The sequence below is a fragment of the Streptomyces sp. NPDC059718 genome (assembly GCF_042733315.1).
Lineage (GTDB): Bacteria > Actinomycetota > Actinomycetes > Streptomycetales > Streptomycetaceae > Actinacidiphila.
The window spans coordinates 392,678-410,418 of the sequence record NZ_JBHWGA010000001.1; the positions used below are offsets into that span (position 1 = coordinate 392,678).

Below are 17,741 nucleotides of genomic sequence, written 5' to 3' on the forward strand. Positions count from 1 at the left end.
GGGTGGCACCCCTTCCGGACGGGGTGCCACCCTCGGTCATGAGCGTCCGGCGCTCGCGCGCTAGTTGTGGCCGAACTTCTTCTGCCGCTTCTGCGACACGTGCGGTTCGGCGCCCGGGGCCGTCATCGCCATCTGCTCGCGTCCGCCTGCGCTCTTCGCGTGCTCTTCGGTGGTCGCGGCGCTGCGGTCGTGGTGCTGGCCGGTACGTTCGCCCCGGTTCTTGTTCTTGCCCACGATTCCTCCTTGGGGGAAATCTCGGATGATGGGCCGCACTCAGGCTTGCACGGGAGTACGAAGGTCGCATTTCGGGCAGTTGCAGAGTGTGGCGCGCCGGTGATCGCGTAACCGGTCACAACGCCCCGGTGTTCGGGCAGACTCGGGGCAACAGCGTTACCGGGGGGACGGACGGCAGGACTTTCGGAGAAGAGGGTGAGACCGATGGACCGCTGCGTCGTCCTCGTGGATGCCGGCTACCTGCTCGGGGCTGCCGCGAGCCTCCTCGCCGGAGAGCCCTCCCGGTCCAGGATCACGGTCGACCACGCCGAGGTCGTCGCGGGTCTGCGGGAGCGCGCCGAGAAGGAGACGGGCCAGCCGCTGCTGCGGATCTACTGGTTCGACGGCGCCCCCGACCGCGTCCCCCAGCCGGAGCACCGGCGACTGCGTGTGATGCCCCGGGTGACGGTCCGCCTGGGCGCGCTGACCCGGACCGACGGCCGCTGGGCGCAGAAGGGCGTCGACGCGGCCATGCACGCCGAGCTGTCGGAGCTGGCCCGCAACCGCGCCTGCTCCGACGTCGTCCTGGTCACCGGCGACGGCGACCTCCTGCCCGGCATGATGTCGGCGAAGGAGCACGGCGTCGCCGTCCACCTGTGGGCCGTGCAGGCCGCGGACGGCGACTTCAACCAGTCCGAGGACCTGGTCGCCGAGGCCGACGAGCGGCGTGTGCTGGACCGGGAGTGGATCACCCGGGCCATCCACGTGCGCGAACCCGCCGGGGTCTGCGCGCCCCTCACCCCGCGGCCCGAGATCGCCGCGATCCTGTCCGCGCCGCTGCCCGAGACCACCCGCGGCGCCGAGCCGCAGCCCGCGGCGGACCAGCCCGCGGAGCCGGCCGCCGTCGCGCCCCAGGTCGTCACCGTCGAGCGCAACGGCACCCGCCCGGGCCCCGAGGCGCCCGCCGCCGCGACCGGCAGGGGCATGGTGCCCACCCCCAAGGACGTCGCCGGCATCGTCCACCGCGGGCACTCCTCCCCGCACCCCGCCTCCCCGTCCGCCACCGGGGCCACCCTGCGCTGGTCCTCCGACCGCGGGCTGGTCGGCGGCGTCGAGGCCGCCGACGCGAGCCTGCCCACGCTGGCCCAGCTCACCAGCCCCGAACAGCGCTGGGCGGACCGCGAGGAGGACATCACCGCCGTCAGCGGCGACCCGTACGAGGTCGGCCAGGTCTTCGCCCGCCGCTGGATCGGCCGGCTCACCGACACGTCCCACCTCCAGGTGCTCTCCGCCGAGTACCCGCGCGTCCCGCACCGCATCGACGGCGAGCTGCTGCGCTACGCCGCCCGGTTCGGGCTGCTGGCCCACAAGGACGACCAGATCGACGAACACGACCGTTACGCCATCCGGGCGGGCTTCTGGCGCGAGATCGACGCCCGCGCGGTCGTCGCGAGGGCCTCTGCGGGGGAGTGAGCGCGCCCGGACCCGACCCTGCGGCACGTCCCGGCCGGGATGCAGCGTAGGCTCGATGCTCGTGAGTACGGGCACGGAACAGGGCGCCACCACGCGGACGGCGATGGTGGTGACCGTGCGCGGGCTGGTGAAGAGCTATCCGGGCGGGCGGGGGCGGCGCGGCGCCGCGAGCCCCCCGGTGCGCGCCAACGACGGCATCGACCTGGACATCCGGGGCGGTGAGATCTTCGGGCTGCTCGGCCCCAACGGTGCCGGGAAGACCACCCTGGTACGCCAGTTGACGGGGCTGCTGCGCCCCGACGCGGGCACCGTCCAGCTCCTCGGGCACGACCTCGTCCGGCACCCGGAGCGCGCGGCGCGGCTGGTCGGCTACCTCGGTCAGGAGTCGAGCGCGCTGGACGAGCTGACCGTCGCCCTGGCCGCCGAGACCACCGGACGGCTGCGCGGTCTGGACGCCAGGGCCGCGCGCGCCGAGCGGGACGCCGTCCTGGAGGAACTGGACCTGACGGCCCTGGCCTCACGGCCGGTGAAGAGGCTGTCGGGCGGGGAGCGGCGGCTCGCCTGCTTCGCCGCCGCCCTGGTGGGCGAGCGGCCGGTGCTCGTGCTGGACGAGCCGACCACCGCCATGGACCCGGTCGCCCGGCGGGCGGTGTGGGCGGCGGTCGACCGGCGGCGCGCCGAACGCGGCACCACGGTGCTGCTGGTCACCCACAACGTGATCGAGGCGGAGACCGTACTGGACCGGGTCGCGGTCATCGACGACGGCCGGGTCATCGCCTGCGACACCCCGGCCGGGCTGAAGGCACTCGTCGCCGACGAGGTACGGCTGGACCTGGTGTGGCGGGACGCGCCCCCGCTGGCGGTGCCCGCCGTGGCGGCCCTGCGCGACGCCGCCCACGTCACCGGGCGCCGCTGGACGCTGCGGCTGCCGCAGCAGCGGGCCCGTTCCGTGGTCGCCGAGCTGACCGGCGGCCCGGCCTTCGGCGCGCTCGACGATTTCACCCTGACGGCGCCGAGCCTGGAGGATGTCTACCTGGCGCTCGGCGGTCGCCGGAAGGGACTGGTCAAGGCGTGAACGGCGGCAACGGCGGAGACGTGACCCTGGACGTGGACCGGAACGTGGACCTGGACGTGCGCGGCACCGCGCAGCGGGGCGGCGTGGAGTGACGATCATCTCCGCGGGAGCGGACACCCGGACGGCGGCACCCGCGGCGCCCGCCGCCCCCCTCGGCGATGCGGCCGCGACGCTCGCCCCGCGCGCCCGGCTGCTGCCGGCGATGGCGGCGGTGTACCGGGCGCAACTGTCGCGGGCGAAGGTCGCCCGGATCCCGCTGCTGTTCGTGGCGACCTTCCAGTCGGTCGGCATCATGATCATGATGCGTGGCGTCGTCGACGGCGGCCCGGCCGCGCGCGCGGTGGTCGCCGGGTCGAGCGTGCTGGTCGTCGCCTTCGTGGCGTTGAACCTGCTGGCCCAGTACTTCGGGCAGCTGCGCGCCTCCGGCGGGCTCGACCACTACGCCACCCTGCCGGTGCCACCGGCCGCCGTGGTGCTGGGCGTGGCGGGCGCGTACGCGTCCTTCACCGTGCCCGGGACGCTCGTGACGGCGGGCATCGGCTGTGCGCTGTTCCAGCTGCCGTTCGCCCACCTGTGGATCCTCGCCGCGGTCATCCCGCTGGCAGGGGCCGCGCTGTCCGGGCTGGGCGCGGCGCTCGGGCTGCTCGCGCCGCGCCAGGAGCTGGCCACCCTCGCCGGTCAGCTCGGCATGTCCGCGGCGCTGCTGCTGGGTGTGCTGCCCGCCGGCAACCTTCCCCAGCCCATCGGCTACGTACGGGACCTGCTGCCCTCCACCTACGGCGTGGAGGCCTTCATCCGCAGCTTCGACGCCCACCCCGACTGGCTGGCGATCACCACCGACCTGTCGGTGTGCGCGGCCGTGGGCCTGGTGTCGCTGGCCGTGGCCACCTGGGCCTACCGCCGGGCGGCCTGCCGGTGACCCGTGGGTGTGGTGCCGGTGTGGTGCCGGTGCCGCGTGCCACGGACGGACCTGGCACGATGGCAGGGTGACCGCACCCCTGACCCCCCATGATCAATGGCCGCCCGCGCCGCTGCCGCCGTTCCCGCAGCAGGAGAGCCGCATGGATCCCGTCCGGGAGCTCAAGAGCGGCGCGCTGACCGCGGTGCTCGTGGCCGTGGCGGGCGTGGTCCTCGGCCTGCTGTGGCTGTGGCTCGCGCCACGGATCCCGCTGGTCTCCGACGGCAAGGCGGTCTACCTCAAGGACACCGAGGGGGAGCAGGCGATCGGCGCCGACGGCGTCTTCGCGCTGCTCGGGCTCGGCATCGGGGTGCTGACCGGGGCCGTCGTCTTCTGGCGCAACCGGCGCGGGGGCGTCGGCGTCGTCCTCGGCATGGCGGTGGGCGCGGTACTGGGCTCCCTGCTCGCCTGGCGGCTGGGTACCTGGCTCGGCCCCACCAGCGACCTGATCGCGCACGCCCGGGCGGTCGGTGCGAAGAAGGTGTTCGACGGCCCCCTCGCACTGCAGGCCAAGGGCGCGCTCCTGGCCTGGCCCACAGGGGCCGTCCTCACCCATCTGCTGCTCACCACGGGGTTGGGCCCGCGCGACGAGCAGCCCCCCACCGTGCAGTGGACGCCGCCGCCCCCGGGCGCGTGACCCGGGGCCCGGAGGTCACGCCGGGCGCCTGCCGTGGTTGGCGTTGCGCTTCTTGATCCGCCACTTGCGCTTGCGGGTGCGCTTGGACATCGGGCCTCCCCTGAACCGGGTGTGCTTCCCGGCAGAGTGCGCCCGTACGGCCCCGCCGTCCAGGGGTCAGGCGCGACCGATCGGCGCGACGACCGCGTCCGTGAGCCGCACCAGGTCCTGCGGCGCCAGCTCGACCTCCAGACCGCGCTTGCCCGCCGAGACGAAGACCGAGGGGTGCTCCAGCGCGGAGGCGTCCACCACGGTGCGCAGCCGCTTGCGCTGCCCCAGCGGGGAGATGCCGCCCCTGACGTATCCGGTGGTCCGCTCGGCGGCGGCCGGATCCGCTATCCCGGCGCGCTTCCCGCCGGCCGCGGAGGCCAGCGCCTTGAGGTCCAGTGAGCCCGCGACGGGGACGACGGCGACGGTCAGCGCCCCGTCCACGTCGGCGACGAGGGTCTTGAACACCCGGTCGGGGGAGGTGCCCAGCGCCTGCGCGGCCTCCTCACCGTAGCCGAGCTCCGAGGCGGGGTCATGGGCGTACGCGTGCACGGTGAAGGCGGCACCCGCCTTCTCCAGGGCGACGGTGGCGGGCGTGCCGCCGGAGGATGACTGCTTCTTCTTGGCCATGGCGCTGTGAGGATACGTCAGTTCGGGCTCGGGACCTGCCGGGTCAGGTCCACGGCGGGCAGGGTGCCGAGCTTGTTGATGACGGCCGCCTCGCGGCGCAGCAGCCGCAGTTCCCGCTCCAGCCGGGCCGCGGTGTCCGGGGCCTCCAGCAGGGCCTGCTTCTCCGGGGTCTCGGCGACGGTCGCGGCCGCCACCAGGTACGACAGCACGGTCGGGTCGTCCGGCAGCTCCTGGCTGCCCGCCAGGCTCCGCTCCCGCGCTCCCGCCAGCCGCTTCTGGTAGGTGCGGAAGGCCCGGGCCACGTCGGCCGCCAGCGCCCCCGACCCGCTGCCGGGCTCCTCCGGGACCTCCTCGACCTCTCCGACCAGGTACGGGCCGGAGGCGTCCACCGACAGCAGCCGGAAGCGCGTCGTACCGGTCGCCACGACGTCGAAGCCGCCGTCCTCGCGCTCCCCGATCGTCGCCGCGTCCGCGGTGCAGCCCAGCGCGTACAGCGCCCCGGACAGGTCCGGCGCGTACCCGGCCGCGGCCTCCTGCGCCCCGGCGGGGGCGACCTCGTGGCCGTCCCGGATCGCCACGACGCCGAAGGTGCGCGGCGCGTCCTCCGGCAGGGCCAGCAGGTCGCGGAAGAGCGCGCGGTAGCGCTCCTCGAAGACGTTCAGCGGCAGCACGAGCCCCGGGAAGAGGACGGAGCCGAGCGGGAAGAGCGGAAGACGAGCGGTCACGGTCAGCAATCCTAGGGCCTGCGGCGTTCACCCCCATCGTCGTCCTCGTCCCGCACCACCCGTTTTGGCCCCGGACGGCCTGTATGCGGTCATCGCCGGGTCCACCGGGTCCACCGGGTCCACCGGGTCCACCGGGCCCGCCGTCGCGACGGCGTCAGCCGCGGCGCAGGAGGCGGGAGGCGCCGGCGGCGACCGTGGTGGCGAGGATCCAGCCGAGCATGCTGAGGACCGCGGCGGCCCATTGGGCGTTGCCGGTCAGGCGCCAGGCGTTGTCCTGGCCGAGGTTGATGACCGGCAGGAGCAGGTCGAGGGCGAAGAGGGAGGGGTTCCAGTCGGGGAAGGCGCCGCCGTCGACGGGATCGGGCCTGCCGTGCGCGGTGAAGAAGACCGCGCCGAAGGCCCAGAGCAGCGCCATCCATATGGCGGCGCGGCCCGGGCGGTAGCCGTAGCCGACGGTCACGTCCTGCAGGTAGCCCCACAGCTTGCCCGCGAGGGGGAGGGTCTCGCGGCGCCGGCGTTGCTTGGCCAGCAGCACCTCGCGGGCGTCGGCGTCCTCTCCGCTCGCGCGCAGGGCGGCCGACAGGTGCTCGTACGGCTCTGGGCTGTACTCCGGGGTGGCCGCGGCCAGCCAGGCGATCCGGGCGCGCAGCGGGAAGGCGCCCTCGGGGCTGAGCGAGCCGTAGGCGAAGCCGGTCAGGTCGAGACCGCCGGCGTCGGGCCAGCAGGTACGGCTGTCCGTGAGGTTGCCCACCCGCGCGCCGGCCAGCGAGATCGTCCCGGTCGGCGGCTGGTCGAGGGTGAGCCGCAGCTCGGGCGTCTGGATCCGGCGCAGTGACAGCTGCTGGCCGCCGGTGAGCCGGAACCGCGCCTGGTGGATGATCACCGCGTTGCCGAACCGGCCGTCGTCCAGCCGCACCCCGCCGTCCGAGCTGAAGCGCCGGGTGCGCACGCCCAGCGGCGGGGTGCCGCCGCCGGAGCCGCCGGTGCCGACGTAGCCCGCGCTCAGGTAGAGGGTGTGCTCGACGGTGACCCGGGCCGCGTTGAGCGCGTAGCGCCCGTACGGGTTGTGCAGCCGGCTGCCGCGCAGGCTGAGCCGGCCGCCGATGCGGGCGCTGCGCAGGCTGATCTCGCCGGTCGCCTCGATCAGTTCGGCCTCGACGTCCTGGGCGACGCTGAGCCCGTCGGCCGCCAGCGCCCGGCCGTGCCGGTCCTTGCGCAGGGTGATCTGGTTGAGCAGCAGGTCCGTGCCGATGTGGGCGTCGGTGAGCCGTATCCCGCCCTCGATCGTGCACTGCGGCAGGTGCAGGTCCCCCGAGGTGTGCAGACGGGCCGCCTCCAGCCGCGGTATGGCGCAGCGCACCATGCGCAGGGTCGTGAAGCTGCACTCCGCGAGCAGCACCTGCTGCTCGAAGCGGCAGTCGTGCAGCTCCACGTACGGCACAACCGTGCCGCCCGAGAGGTTGAGCTGCCCGCTGATCTGGGCCCCGGACAGCTTCACGCACGACACGCGCCCCGAGGCGGCCTGCGGCCCGTCGAGCAGCAGCTTGGCGATCACCTCGGCCCGCACCGTGCGGTCCGGTCCCCAGAAGCGGTCGGCGGCCGGGTCGTCCCGCTCCGGGATGCCGGTGCGCAGGTCGTACAGCTCTCCCCGGCGGAAGGCCTCCCACAGGCCCTGCTCCACAGCGCTCCAGTCGTGCGGCGGCGCGACGTCCGACGGCTCGGTCACCGGTTTCCCTCCCGTGGCTGGCGACGACGACGGAAACGCTAGCCCGGGAGATCATGGGACGGGGCCCGTACGCGTATCACGGACTGATACTCGACGAAGGCCGTGAGGGCGGTTCTCTACACTTGGGAGGGTGATCTCCCGAATCGATCTGCGCGGCGACGCCTTCCCGGCGGACGGCGTCGACCGCGACCTGCTGCCCCGTGCCGAGCTCGACGTCGAGGCCGCACTGGAGAAGGTGCGCCCGATCTGCGAGGACGTGAAGCATCGTGGCACCGCGGCACTGATCGACTACGCGGAGAAGTTCGACGGCGTCACCATCGACCGGGTGCGCGTTCCGGCCGAGGCGCTGACCCGGGCCCTGGCGGAGCTGGACCCGACGGTGCGGGCGGCGCTGGAGGAGTCGGTCCGCCGCGCCCGGCTCGTCCACGGCGAGCAGCGCCGCACCGACCACACCACGCAGGTCGTGCCGGGCGGCACCGTCACCGAGCGCTGGGTGCCGGTGGACCGCGTGGGCCTGTACGTGCCCGGCGGCCGCTCGGTCTACCCGTCCTCCGTGGTGATGAACGTGGTGCCCGCGCAGGAGGCCAAGGTCGGCTCGATGGCCGTCGCCTCCCCGCCGCAGAAGGAGTTCGGCGGGCTCCCGCACCCGACGATCCTCGCCGCGTGCGCGCTGCTCGGCGTGGACGAGGTGTACGCCGCGGGCGGCGCCCAGGCCGTCGCGATGTTCGCGTACGGCACCGAGGAGTGCCGTCCGGTGAACATGGTCACCGGCCCCGGCAACATCTGGGTCGCCGCCGCCAAGCGCCTGCTCAAGGGCCGCATCGGCATCGACGCGGAGGCCGGCCCGACCGAGATCGCCATCCTCGCCGACGCCACCGCCGACCCGGTGCACGTCGCCGCCGACCTGATCAGCCAGGCCGAGCACGACCCGCTGGCCGCCGCCGTCCTGGTCACCGACTCCGTGGACCTCGCCGAGGCGGTGGAGAAGGAGCTGGTGACCCAGGTCGCCGCGACCAAGCACGTCGAGGACCGGATCGCCCCCGCGCTCTCCGGCCGCCAGTCCGGCATCGTCCTGGTCGACGGGATCGAGCAGGGCCTGCAGGTGGTGGACGCCTACGCGGCCGAGCACCTGGAGATCCAGACCGCGGACGCCGCCGCCGTCGCCGCCCGGGTGCGCAACGCGGGCGCGGTCTTCGTCGGCGCGTACGCGCCCGTCTCGCTCGGCGACTACGCGGCGGGCTCCAACCACGTCCTGCCCACCGGCGGCTGCGCCTGCCACTCCTCGGGCCTGTCCGTGCAGTCCTTCCTGCGCGGCATCCACGTCGTGGACTACACCCGCGAGGCGCTCGCCGAGATCGCCGCGCACGTGGTGACCCTGGCCGACGCCGAGGACCTGCCCGCGCACGGCGCCGCGGTCCGCGCCCGATTCGATTGGACGGTACCGGGTCCGTGACCGGCATCGACGACCTGCCCATCCGGGACGAACTGCGCGGCATGTCGCCCTACGGCGCCCCGCAACTCGACGTCCCCGTACGCCTGAACACCAACGAGAACCCGTACCCGCTGCCCGAGGCGCTGGTCGAGCGGATCGCCGAACGGGTCCGCGAGGCCGCCCGCGACCTCAACCGCTACCCCGACCGGGACGCGGTGGAGCTCCGCACCGAACTGGCCGGGTACCTGACCCGCACCGCGGGCCACGAGGTGGGGCTCGCCAACGTGTGGGCCGCCAACGGCTCCAACGAGGTCATCCAGCAACTGCTGCAGACCTTCGGCGGCCCGGGGCGCACCGCGATCGGCTTCGAGCCCTCGTACTCCATGCACGGGCTGATCTCCCGCGGCACCGGCACCGGCTGGATCTCCGGCCCGCGCCGCGAGGACTTCACCATCGACGTGGCCGCCGCCGCGCGGGTCATCGCCGAGCAGCGGCCGAACGTGGTCTTCATCACCTCGCCCAACAACCCGACCGGGACCGCCGTCGCCGCCGACACCGTCGTGGCGCTGTACGAGGCCGCCCAGGCCGCCCGTCCCGCCCTGGTGGTGGTCGACGAGGCGTACGGCGAGTTCAGCCACGGCCCGTCCCTGCTGCCGCTGATCGAGGGCCGCCCCAACATGGTGGTCAGCCGCACCATGTCGAAGGCCTTCGGCGCGGCCGGCCTGCGGCTGGGCTACCTCGCCGCCGACCCGGCGGTGGTGGACGCCGTCCAGCTGGTGCGGCTGCCGTACCACCTGTCGGCCGTCACCCAGGCCACCGCGCTGGCCGCCCTGGAGCACACCGATACGCTGCTGGGGTACGTCGAGCAGCTGAAGGCCGAGCGGGACCGCCTGGTCGGCGAGCTGCGGGCGATCGGCTGCGAGGTCACCGACTCCGACGCCAACTTCGTCCAGTTCGGCCGCTTCGAGGACAGCCACCGCGCCTGGCAGGCGATCCTCGACCGCGGCGTGCTCGTCCGCGACAACGGCGTACCGGGCTGGCTGCGGGTCACCGCGGGCACCCCGGCCGAGAACGACGCGTTCCTCGAAGCGGTACGCGAGCTGAAGAAGGAGCAGTAACCACATGACCCGCGTCGGCCGCGTGGAGCGCACGACCAAGGAGACGTCCGTCGTCGTCGAGCTCGACCTCGACGGCACCGGCAGGACCGAGATCTCCACCGGAGTCGGCTTCTACGACCACATGCTCGACCAGCTCGGCCGCCACGGCCTCTTCGACCTCACGGTCAAGACCGAGGGCGACCTGCACATCGACACCCACCACACCATCGAGGACACCGCCCTCGCGCTGGGCGCCGCCTTCAAGCAGGCGCTCGGCGACAAGGTGGGCATCTACCGCTTCGGCAACTGCACCGTGCCGCTGGACGAGTCCCTGGCCCAGGTCACCGTCGACCTGTCGGGCCGCCCGTACCTGGTGCACACCGAACCCGAGAACATGGCGCCGATGATCGGCTCCTACGACACGACGATGACCCGGCACATCCTGGAGTCCTTCGTCGCCCAGGCGCAGATCGCGCTGCACGTCCACGTGCCGTACGGGCGCAACGCCCACCACATCGTGGAGTGCCAGTTCAAAGCGCTGGCCCGGGCCCTGCGCTACGCCTCCGAGCGCGACCCGCGCGCCGCGGGCATCCTCCCGTCGACGAAGGGCGCCCTCTGATGAGCAAGCCGGCCGTTCTCTTCATCCTGCTCGGTCTCTTCCTGGCCGGCGGGGTGTACTCCTTCTGGAAGCAGAAGATGCCCAAGAGCGTCGTCGTGCTGCTCGGTGTCGGCTCCGCCATGTCGCTGGCGGCCGGCCTGCTGCGGCTGTAGGGGGTTCCGGCAGATGAGCAAGGCCGCCAAGAAGGTCGTGGTCCTCGACTACGGCTTCGGCAACGTCCGTTCCGCCGAGCGCGCGCTCGCCCGGGTCGGCGCGGACGTGGAGATCACCGCCGACTTCGACAGGGCCATGAACGCCGACGGACTGCTCGTCCCCGGTGTCGGCGCCTTCGCCGCCTGCATGGCCGGGCTGAAGGCGGTGCGCGGTGAGTGGATCATCGGCCGCCGGCTGTCGGGCGGCAGGCCCGTGATGGGCATCTGCGTCGGCATGCAGATCCTCTTCGAGAAGGGCGTCGAGCACGGCGTCACCACGGAGGGCTGCGAGGAGTGGCCCGGCACCGTGGAGCCGCTGCGCGCACCGGTCGTGCCGCACATGGGCTGGAACACCGTCAAGGCGCCCGAGGACTCCCGGCTGTTCGCGGGCCTGGACGCCGACGCCCGCTTCTACTTCGTGCACTCCTACGCGGTGCGCAGCTGGGAGCTGGAGACCGCCAACCCCGGCATCCGGGTCCCGAAGGTCACCTGGGCCACGCACGGCGAGCCCTTCGTCGCGGCGGTGGAGAACGGTCCGCTGTGGGCCACCCAGTTCCATCCGGAGAAGTCCGGCGACGCCGGCGCCCAGCTGCTGACCAACTGGCTCGACACCTTCAAGGACTAGGACGTACGCCGCCATGAGCACGACGCACCGCCTCGAACTCCTTCCCGCCGTCGACGTCCGCGACGGCCAGGCCGTCCGCCTCGTCCACGGCGAGTCCGGCTCCGAGACGTCCTACGGCGACCCGATGGCCGCCGCCCTGGCCTGGCAGCAGGCCGGTGCCGAATGGCTGCACCTGGTCGACCTGGACGCCGCCTTCGGCACCGGGGACAACCGGGGGCAGATCGCCGAGGTCGCCCGCTCCATGGACATCAAGGTCGAGCTGTCCGGCGGCATCCGTGACGACGGGACGCTGGCCGCGGCGCTCGCCACCGGCTGCACCCGGGTCAACCTCGGCACCGCCGCCCTGGAGACCCCGGAGTGGGTCGCCAAGGTCATCGCCGAGCACGGCGACCGGATCGCGGTCGGCCTGGACGTCCGCGGCACCACCCTGCGCGGCCGCGGCTGGACCCGCGACGGCGGGGACCTCTATAAGACGCTGGCCCGCCTCGACTCCGAGGGCTGCGCCCGCTACGTCGTCACCGACATCAACAAGGACGGCACCCTCCAGGGCCCCAACGTCGAGCTGCTCAGGAACGTGTGCGCCGCGACCGACCGGCCGGTGGTCGCCTCCGGCGGTGTCTCCTCCCTCGACGACCTGCGGGTCCTGGCGACTCTGGTCCCGGAGGGCGTCGAAGGCGCCATCGTGGGTAAGGCCCTGTACGCCAAGGCGTTCACCTTGGAAGAGGCTCTGGAGGCTGTGTCGCGATGACCCAAACCCCTGCCGTACGGCGTGTGCAGAGCGACAGCCCCTGGGAGGAGCAGTTCGGTTTCGCACGTGGCGTCGAGGCGGGGGACCGGGTCCTCGTCGGCGGCACGATGCCGTTCGTCGGCGCCATGCTGTACGGCGAGGGCGACCCGTACGAGCAGGCGAAGACGGCGTTCACCAACGCGCTCGGCGTGCTGGAGGAGTTCGGCCTCGGCGCCGAATCGGTCGTCCGCACCCGCATGTACCTCACCCACACCCGCGACGTGGACGCGGTGGGCCGGGCCCACAAGGAGTTCTTCGACGCCGTGCGACCCACCGCGACGGTGGTCGTCGTCTCCGGTTTCGTGGACTCCCGGGTCCTGGTCGAAGTCGAACTGGAAGCATTCCGAGGAGCTTGAGCACCATGACCCTGGCGGTCCGAGTCATCCCCTGCCTGGACGTGGACAACGGCCGGGTCGTCAAGGGCGTCAACTTCCGGAACCTGCGGGACGCCGGCGACCCCGTCGAGATGGCCAAGCTGTACGACGCCGAGGGCGCCGACGAGCTGACCTTCCTCGACATCACCGCCTCCTCCGGCAACCGCGAGACGACCTACGACGTGGTGCGGCGCACCGCCGAGCAGGTCTTCATCCCGCTCACCGTCGGCGGCGGCGTGCGGTCCGCCGAGGACGTCGACAAGCTGCTGCGCGCCGGGGCCGACAAGGTCGGCGTCAACACCGCCGCGATCGCCCGGCCCGAGCTGCTGCGCGAGATCGCCGAGCGGTTCGGCCGCCAGGTGCTGGTGCTGTCCGTGGACGCCCGCCGCACCGACGCCGGGACGCCGTCCGGCTACGAGGTGACCACGCACGGCGGCCGCCGGGGCACCGGCATCGACGCCGTGGAGTGGGCGCACCGCGCGGCCGAACTGGGCGCCGGCGAGATCCTGCTCAACTCGATGGACGCCGACGGCACCAGGGACGGCTACGACACGGAGATGATCGCCGCCGTCCGCAAGCACGTCACCGTCCCCGTCATCGCCTCCGGCGGCGCGGGCCGCCTCACCGACTTCCCCCCGGCCGTCGCCGCCGGCGCCGACGCCGTCCTGGCCGCCTCCGTCTTCCACTTCGGCGACCTGCGCATCGGCGAGGTCAAGCGGACCCTCCGGGACGCCGGGCACCCGGTGCGCTAGGCCGTGTCGTCACATGAGCTCCCCCAGCTACCGCTGGGAGGTGCCCCCACCGCCCGAAGGGCGGGCCCCGCGGTTCCCCCAGCTCCGCTGGGAGGTGCCAGTGCCCCCAGGTGCGGTGCATCGCAAGGCGGAGAGTCGTCCTCGTAGTGGGCTACTCGGACGATTCGACAACGCAGCGTGGGGGCACCCCCGGCCGAAGGCTGGGGGAGTGCCGTGCCTGGGGGCACCTCCCAGCGTCAGCGGGGGGAGCGTCGCGGGGCAGGCGGGCATGTGACGACACGGCCTAGGCGCCCCGGACCGCGCGCCGCGCCCGTACGCCGGCCCCGTACTATCCCGCGGCCCGGACGGTGACGCGCTCGCGGGCCAGGAGGGGCCGCGCGGCGGCGAGGGTGAGGGCGGTGAGGGTGACGCCGCTCGCGGCGCTGACGGCGGCCGCGGGGAGGGAGCCGTCGGCGAGGATCAGGCCGCTGACGGCGGAGCCGCCCGCGATGCCGGTGGTGACCAGGGTGACCAGCCAGGCGAAGGCCTCGGTGACGGTGCCCGCCGGGGCGAGTTCGCCGGTGAGCCCGAAGACCACGGTGAGCAGCGGCGCGAAGAACACCCCGCTCAGCAGGGCGGCCGGCACCATCGGCAGCGGGCCGGGGACCAGGGCGAAGGGCCAGAAGGTGACGGCCATCCCGGCACCGGTGACGGCCGCCTTGGTGGCCGCGTCCGCCCGCCAGGGCAGGACGGCGATCAGCAGGGCGCCGATCAGGGCGCCGGTGGAGTTCAGCGCCAGCAGGGTGCCCGCGCCTCCGGGCAGCGGGTGGCGCTCGGCGTAGGCGACGGCGAAGACGTTGAACGTGCCCAGGGCCCAGCCGCATCCGGCCAGCGCGCACAGCAGCACCACCAGGGCCCGGTTGCGCAGCGGACCCAGCCAGTCGACGGAACGGGTGGCGGAGGCCCAGGCACGGGAGGGCGCGGAGGTCGCGACGGAGAGCGCGCCCACCACCCCGAGGACGGCCGCGGCCAGCAGCGCCAGCCGGGCCGGGCCGAGCACCGCCAGCCCGCCGACCAGTAGCGGGCCGGCGATGAAGACCAGTTCCTGCGCGCCGGCGTCCACCGCGTACGCCGACTCCAGTTCGTCCGGCTCGACCAGGTCGGGCCAGAGCGCCCGCAGGCACGGCTCCAGCGGCGGCGAGGCGGCCCCGGCGACGGCCGGGCCGAGCACGGCCACCACCGTGCTGCCCGGTGCGGCGGCCAGCGCGGCGAAGCCGCCGGCCGAGACCAGCGCCGAGACGATCAGCACGCGCGGCTGGCCCAGCCGGTCCGCCCACCGTCCGAGCAGCGGCCCGCCGATCGCTCCGGACACCGCGTAGATGCCCCCGGCGGCGCCCACCAGCCGGTAGTCGGCGCCGGCCGCGCGGAGCGCCAGCGCGATGGCCAGGGCCGCCATCGCGGTCGGCAGCCGTCCGACGAGCGAACCGGACAGCAACCGGCCCACATGGGGCCGGCGGAGCAGCTTCAGGTACGGCACACGTCACCCACGGAGGTCGAGCGTTGCGGCGATCACGTCGTGCACCAGGGTCTCACCCGGCGCACGGTTCTCCGCCGGCCGTCCGAGGTCCGCGGGGCCGAAACCGGTCCGTACGTGCCGTGCTTGCCCGGCTCCGGGCGGGAAGGCGTGAGGTCCCCTTCGGCATCGGCCGCGAAGTCCGCCTCATGGCACGGGCCTTGACCGCCGTCGCCCTCCCGGGTGGGCACCCCGGCCGGCCGCCGTACCGCGCGTGGCGCCGATGTGCAGGATCAGTTGCGCAATTTCTGTTGCGCAAATTTCCTTTCCTGTCTAGCCTCCCGGGTATGCCCGAGGAAGAGACGGAAGAGACCTCCGCAGACCCCCGCAGGATCACCGACCTCGACGCGCTCAAGGTCTTCACGCACCCGCTGCGCATCGAGCTCTACCGCGCCCTGTTCACCGCCCGCACCGCGACCGCCTCCCAGCTGGCAGACCAGGTCGACGAGGCGGTGTCGCTGGTCAGTTACCACCTGCGCAAGCTCGCCGCGCACGGCTTCATCACCGAGGCCCCCGGGCAGAGCTCGGACGGCCGCGAGCGGTGGTGGAAGGTCAGCTCCGAGCGCGGATTCACCTTCCGCACCTCGGACTTCGCCGACCGCCCCGAGGGCGCCGCCGTCATGGGCGAGGTGACCCGGCAGCTCCTCGCCACCCGGTACGCGCGCTACGCCGCCTACCTCGACCAGCAGCTCGCCTGGGACAAGGAGTGGACCGACGCGTCCTTCAGCTCCGAGTACATGCCCCGGCTCACCGCGCAGGAGATGCGCCGGTTCGGCGATGAGCTGGGCGAGCTGGTCATGCGCTGGGTCGACCGCGGGCGCGCCGCCGAGGAGGCGGGCGACACCGAGGGCCGTGAGCACGTCGCGGTGCACCTGTACGGATTCCCCCACCGGCCGTGAACCCCGAAGGAGGCGACCGCATGACGGCGCCCGCCACCGCCGCACCGTCCCTGTCACCCTCCCGTGCCCCCGCCCACCGGGACGCCAACGTCCTGCGCTGGCTCGCCGCCTTCACCGCCTCGCTCGTCGGCGACGCCGTGTGGTTCCTCGCCCTGTCCTGGGCCGCCACCCGCGCCGGGGACCCCGGGCGGGCCGGCCTGGTCCTCGCGGCGGGCGCCGTGCCGCGCGCGGTGCTGATGCTCGGCGGGGGAGTGCTGGCCGACCGGTTCGGGCCGCGACGCATCGTCATCGGCAGTGATCTGACCCGGTGTGCGGTGATGTTCGCGGCGGCCGCGCTGCTCGCCCTCACCACCCCCGGGCTGTGGGCGCTGGCCGTGGTCGCGGTGCTCTTCGGCGTCGTGGACGCGGTCTTCCTGCCCGCCGTCGGTGCCCTGCCGCCGCGCATCACCGGCCCGGACCAACTGGGCCGCCTGCACGGGATGAAGGGCATCGCGATGCGGGTCGGCAACGTGGCCGGCGCCTCGCTCGGCGGCACGGCCGTCGCGACCGGCGGCGCCCCCACCGCGTTCGCCGTCGCGGGCGTGCTGTTCGCGGTCTCGCTCGTGCTGCTGCTCGCCGTCCGCGTGGCCCCGCTGCCGCCCGACGACCGGGCCGCACAGGCGGGCGGCACCCCGTGGCAGGAACTGGTGGACGGTCTGCGCCACATCCGCGGACGGCGAGCGCTCACCGCGCTCATGGTCGTCATCGCGGTCGGCGAGCTCGGTTTCGCCGGGCCGTTCAACATCGGCCTCGTGCTGGTCGCCGCCGACCGGGGCTGGGGCGCCGCCGGTCTCGGCTGGATCGTCAGCGGCTTCGGCGCCGGCGCGGGCGCCGCCTCACTGCTGCTGACGGTGCGCGGCCGGCTGCCGCGCGCCGGGCTGGCCCAGGCCTGCTGCCTGGGGCTGGGGGCGGTCGCGGTGGCCGCCTTCGCCTTCGTCCCGGCGCTGCCGGGGGCGGTCGCCGTGGCCGTCGTGATCGGCCTCGTGGCGGGACTGAGCGGCGCACTGTGCGGAGCCCTGCTGCAGACCCTCACCGACCCGGTCTACCTCGGCCGGGTCAGTTCGGTGGCCGCGCTGTTCTCGCTCGGCGTCGCCCCGATGAGCTACCCGCTCACCGGGGCCGCCATCGGAGCCTGGGGTCCGCAGCCGGTGTTCGTCGCCAGTGCGGCGGTCGCGGCCGCGGGGGCCGTCGCGGGACTCGCCGCGCCGGCGCTGCGGCGGGCGGAACTCGCCCGCCGCCCCCGGTAGCCGGACTCAGGCGGTGATCCCGAGCCTGGCGTCGTACAGCCGGGTCACCGCGTCCTTGTCGCCCTCGGTCTCCACCCGGGCGGAGTCCTGCCGGCCGAAGGCGAACAGCAGCAGCTCGCCGGGCTCCCCGGTGACCGTGACGACCGGGGCGCCGCGGTGCGCCACCGCGGTCTGCCCGTCCGGACGGCGCAGCACCACGCCGACCGGGGCCTTGCGGCCCAGCAGCCGGGCGGAGCGCTCCAGCCGGGACCAGAGCAGTTCGGCGAAGACGGGGTCCAGTTCGCGCGGCGACCAGTCCGGCTGGGCCCGGCGCACGTCCTCGGCGTGGACGAAGAACTCGACGGTGTTGGCCGCCTCGTCGATCTGCTTGAGGGCGAACGGCGACAGCCGCGGCGGCCCGGTGCGGATCAGCCGGATCAGTTCCTGGAAGGGCCGTTCCGCGAACTCCTTGCGCACACGCTCCGACCGGTCCGCGAGGAAGGGGATGACCAGGCCGGCCGAGGCGTCACCGCGGCGCTCCCGCACCACGATGTGGGCGGCGAGGTCGCGGGTGGTCCAGCCCTCGCAGAGGGTTGGCGCCTCGGGTCCGGCACTCTCCAGCAGGTCGGCGAGGAGCAGACGTTCACGCTGGGCATGAGTCGACATGCCGTCAGCCTACGTCCG

21 protein-coding genes are annotated in these 17,741 nt (G+C 73.9%); 14 read left to right on the forward strand and 7 right to left on the reverse strand.

Annotated elements, in window-relative coordinates; genetic code table 11:
• Window positions 1–60: 60 nt before the first annotated feature.
• Entirely contained in the window at window positions 61–234 is a 174-nt protein-coding gene (locus ACFV3E_RS01835; RefSeq protein ID WP_500370111.1) for a hypothetical protein, read from the reverse strand.
• Between the two features lie 204 nt (window positions 235–438).
• Here ACFV3E_RS01835 and ACFV3E_RS01840 point away from each other — a divergent pair, with 204 nt between their 5' ends.
• The 4 genes from ACFV3E_RS01840 to ACFV3E_RS01855 all read left to right on the forward strand — a co-directional run bounded on the left by ACFV3E_RS01840 (window position 439) and on the right by ACFV3E_RS01855 (window position 4,356).
• Window positions 439–1,686, forward strand: a complete 1,248-nt coding sequence (locus ACFV3E_RS01840; protein WP_500532909.1) for an NYN domain-containing protein — start codon at window positions 439–441, stop codon at window positions 1,684–1,686.
• 55 nt (window positions 1,687–1,741) lie between these two features.
• Window positions 1,742–2,761, forward strand: a complete 1,020-nt coding sequence (locus ACFV3E_RS01845) for an ABC transporter ATP-binding protein (RefSeq protein ID WP_500370113.1) — start codon at window positions 1,742–1,744, stop codon at window positions 2,759–2,761.
• A 202-nt stretch (window positions 2,762–2,963) separates the two neighbouring features.
• A complete protein-coding gene (locus ACFV3E_RS01850; RefSeq protein WP_500372773.1) occupies window positions 2,964–3,680 on the forward strand; it encodes an ABC transporter permease in 717 nt (238 codons plus the stop codon).
• A gap of 67 nt (window positions 3,681–3,747) precedes the next feature.
• Complete coding sequence (locus tag ACFV3E_RS01855) at window positions 3,748–4,356, forward strand: ABC transporter permease (RefSeq protein ID WP_500532910.1); 609 nt, start codon at window positions 3,748–3,750, stop codon at window positions 4,354–4,356.
• A 15-nt stretch (window positions 4,357–4,371) separates the two neighbouring features.
• Here ACFV3E_RS01855 and ACFV3E_RS01860 read toward each other — a convergent pair whose 3' ends face one another.
• The 4 genes from ACFV3E_RS01860 to ACFV3E_RS01875 all read right to left on the reverse strand — a co-directional run bounded on the left by ACFV3E_RS01860 (window position 4,372) and on the right by ACFV3E_RS01875 (window position 7,464).
• The gene (locus ACFV3E_RS01860) at window positions 4,372–4,446 is read right to left on the reverse strand and encodes a 50S ribosomal protein bL37 (protein ID WP_488180945.1); all 75 of its coding nucleotides are present in this window, start codon (window positions 4,444–4,446) and stop codon (window positions 4,372–4,374) included.
• A 66-nt stretch (window positions 4,447–4,512) separates the two neighbouring features.
• Complete coding sequence (gene ybaK, locus ACFV3E_RS01865) at window positions 4,513–5,013, reverse strand: Cys-tRNA(Pro) deacylase (RefSeq protein WP_500532911.1); 501 nt, start codon at window positions 5,011–5,013, stop codon at window positions 4,513–4,515.
• Between the two features lie 17 nt (window positions 5,014–5,030).
• Window positions 5,031–5,738 (reverse strand): LON peptidase substrate-binding domain-containing protein, encoded by a 708-nt coding sequence (locus ACFV3E_RS01870; RefSeq protein WP_500532912.1) that lies wholly within the window; start codon window positions 5,736–5,738, stop codon window positions 5,031–5,033.
• A gap of 154 nt (window positions 5,739–5,892) precedes the next feature.
• Window positions 5,893–7,464 carry an oxidoreductase gene (locus tag ACFV3E_RS01875; RefSeq protein WP_499511327.1) on the reverse strand — a complete coding sequence of 524 codons (1,572 nt, stop codon included), beginning with the start codon at window positions 7,462–7,464 and terminating at the stop codon, window positions 5,893–5,895.
• 130 nt (window positions 7,465–7,594) lie between these two features.
• Here ACFV3E_RS01875 and hisD point away from each other — a divergent pair, with 130 nt between their 5' ends.
• From hisD to hisF, 8 genes are read left to right on the forward strand one after another with little or no spacing between them, the layout of a single operon-like run.
• On the forward strand, window positions 7,595–8,917 hold the full coding sequence (gene hisD / locus ACFV3E_RS01880) for a histidinol dehydrogenase (RefSeq protein ID WP_500532913.1): 1,323 nt from the start codon (window positions 7,595–7,597) through the stop codon (window positions 8,915–8,917).
• Window positions 8,914–10,014 (forward strand): histidinol-phosphate transaminase, encoded by a 1,101-nt coding sequence (locus tag ACFV3E_RS01885; protein ID WP_500370118.1) that lies wholly within the window; start codon window positions 8,914–8,916, stop codon window positions 10,012–10,014. Before hisD ends, ACFV3E_RS01885 begins: the two co-directional genes overlap by 4 nt.
• A gap of 4 nt (window positions 10,015–10,018) precedes the next feature.
• Window positions 10,019–10,612: an imidazoleglycerol-phosphate dehydratase HisB gene (hisB, locus tag ACFV3E_RS01890; RefSeq protein WP_319661088.1), complete on the forward strand. Its 594-nt coding sequence runs from the start codon at window positions 10,019–10,021 to the stop codon at window positions 10,610–10,612.
• Entirely contained in the window at window positions 10,612–10,764 is a 153-nt protein-coding gene (locus ACFV3E_RS01895; protein ID WP_450396188.1) for a CG2302 family histidine operon protein, read from the forward strand. The genes hisB and ACFV3E_RS01895 overlap by 1 nt, the downstream gene beginning before the upstream one ends.
• A 13-nt stretch (window positions 10,765–10,777) precedes the next feature.
• Window positions 10,778–11,428: an imidazole glycerol phosphate synthase subunit HisH gene (hisH, locus tag ACFV3E_RS01900; protein ID WP_500370119.1), complete on the forward strand. Its 651-nt coding sequence runs from the start codon at window positions 10,778–10,780 to the stop codon at window positions 11,426–11,428.
• A gap of 13 nt (window positions 11,429–11,441) precedes the next feature.
• Window positions 11,442–12,176 (forward strand): bifunctional 1-(5-phosphoribosyl)-5-((5-phosphoribosylamino)methylideneamino)imidazole-4-carboxamide isomerase/phosphoribosylanthranilate isomerase PriA, encoded by a 735-nt coding sequence (gene priA / locus ACFV3E_RS01905; RefSeq protein ID WP_500532914.1) that lies wholly within the window; start codon window positions 11,442–11,444, stop codon window positions 12,174–12,176.
• Window positions 12,173–12,571: a RidA family protein gene (locus ACFV3E_RS01910; protein WP_500532915.1), complete on the forward strand. Its 399-nt coding sequence runs from the start codon at window positions 12,173–12,175 to the stop codon at window positions 12,569–12,571. Before priA ends, ACFV3E_RS01910 begins: the two co-directional genes overlap by 4 nt.
• Before the next feature lie 5 nt (window positions 12,572–12,576).
• Window positions 12,577–13,341, forward strand: coding sequence for an imidazole glycerol phosphate synthase subunit HisF (hisF, locus tag ACFV3E_RS01915; RefSeq protein ID WP_500532916.1), 765 nt, complete (start codon window positions 12,577–12,579; stop codon window positions 13,339–13,341).
• A gap of 328 nt (window positions 13,342–13,669) precedes the next feature.
• Here hisF and ACFV3E_RS01920 read toward each other — a convergent pair whose 3' ends face one another.
• Window positions 13,670–14,857: an MFS transporter gene (locus ACFV3E_RS01920; protein WP_500532917.1), complete on the reverse strand. Its 1,188-nt coding sequence runs from the start codon at window positions 14,855–14,857 to the stop codon at window positions 13,670–13,672.
• 323 nt (window positions 14,858–15,180) lie between these two features.
• Here ACFV3E_RS01920 and ACFV3E_RS01925 point away from each other — a divergent pair, with 323 nt between their 5' ends.
• Window positions 15,181–15,792, forward strand: a complete 612-nt coding sequence (locus tag ACFV3E_RS01925; RefSeq protein ID WP_500532918.1) for a winged helix-turn-helix domain-containing protein — start codon at window positions 15,181–15,183, stop codon at window positions 15,790–15,792.
• Between the two features lie 20 nt (window positions 15,793–15,812).
• Window positions 15,813–17,078, forward strand: a complete 1,266-nt coding sequence (locus tag ACFV3E_RS01930; protein WP_500532919.1) for an MFS transporter — start codon at window positions 15,813–15,815, stop codon at window positions 17,076–17,078.
• Window positions 17,079–17,084: 6 nt separating this feature from the next.
• On the opposite strand, the gene ACFV3E_RS01935 is transcribed toward ACFV3E_RS01930, so the two are convergent.
• Window positions 17,085–17,723, reverse strand: coding sequence for a TIGR03085 family protein (locus ACFV3E_RS01935; RefSeq protein ID WP_499511315.1), 639 nt, complete (start codon window positions 17,721–17,723; stop codon window positions 17,085–17,087).
• Between the last annotated feature and the right edge of the window lie 18 nt (window positions 17,724–17,741).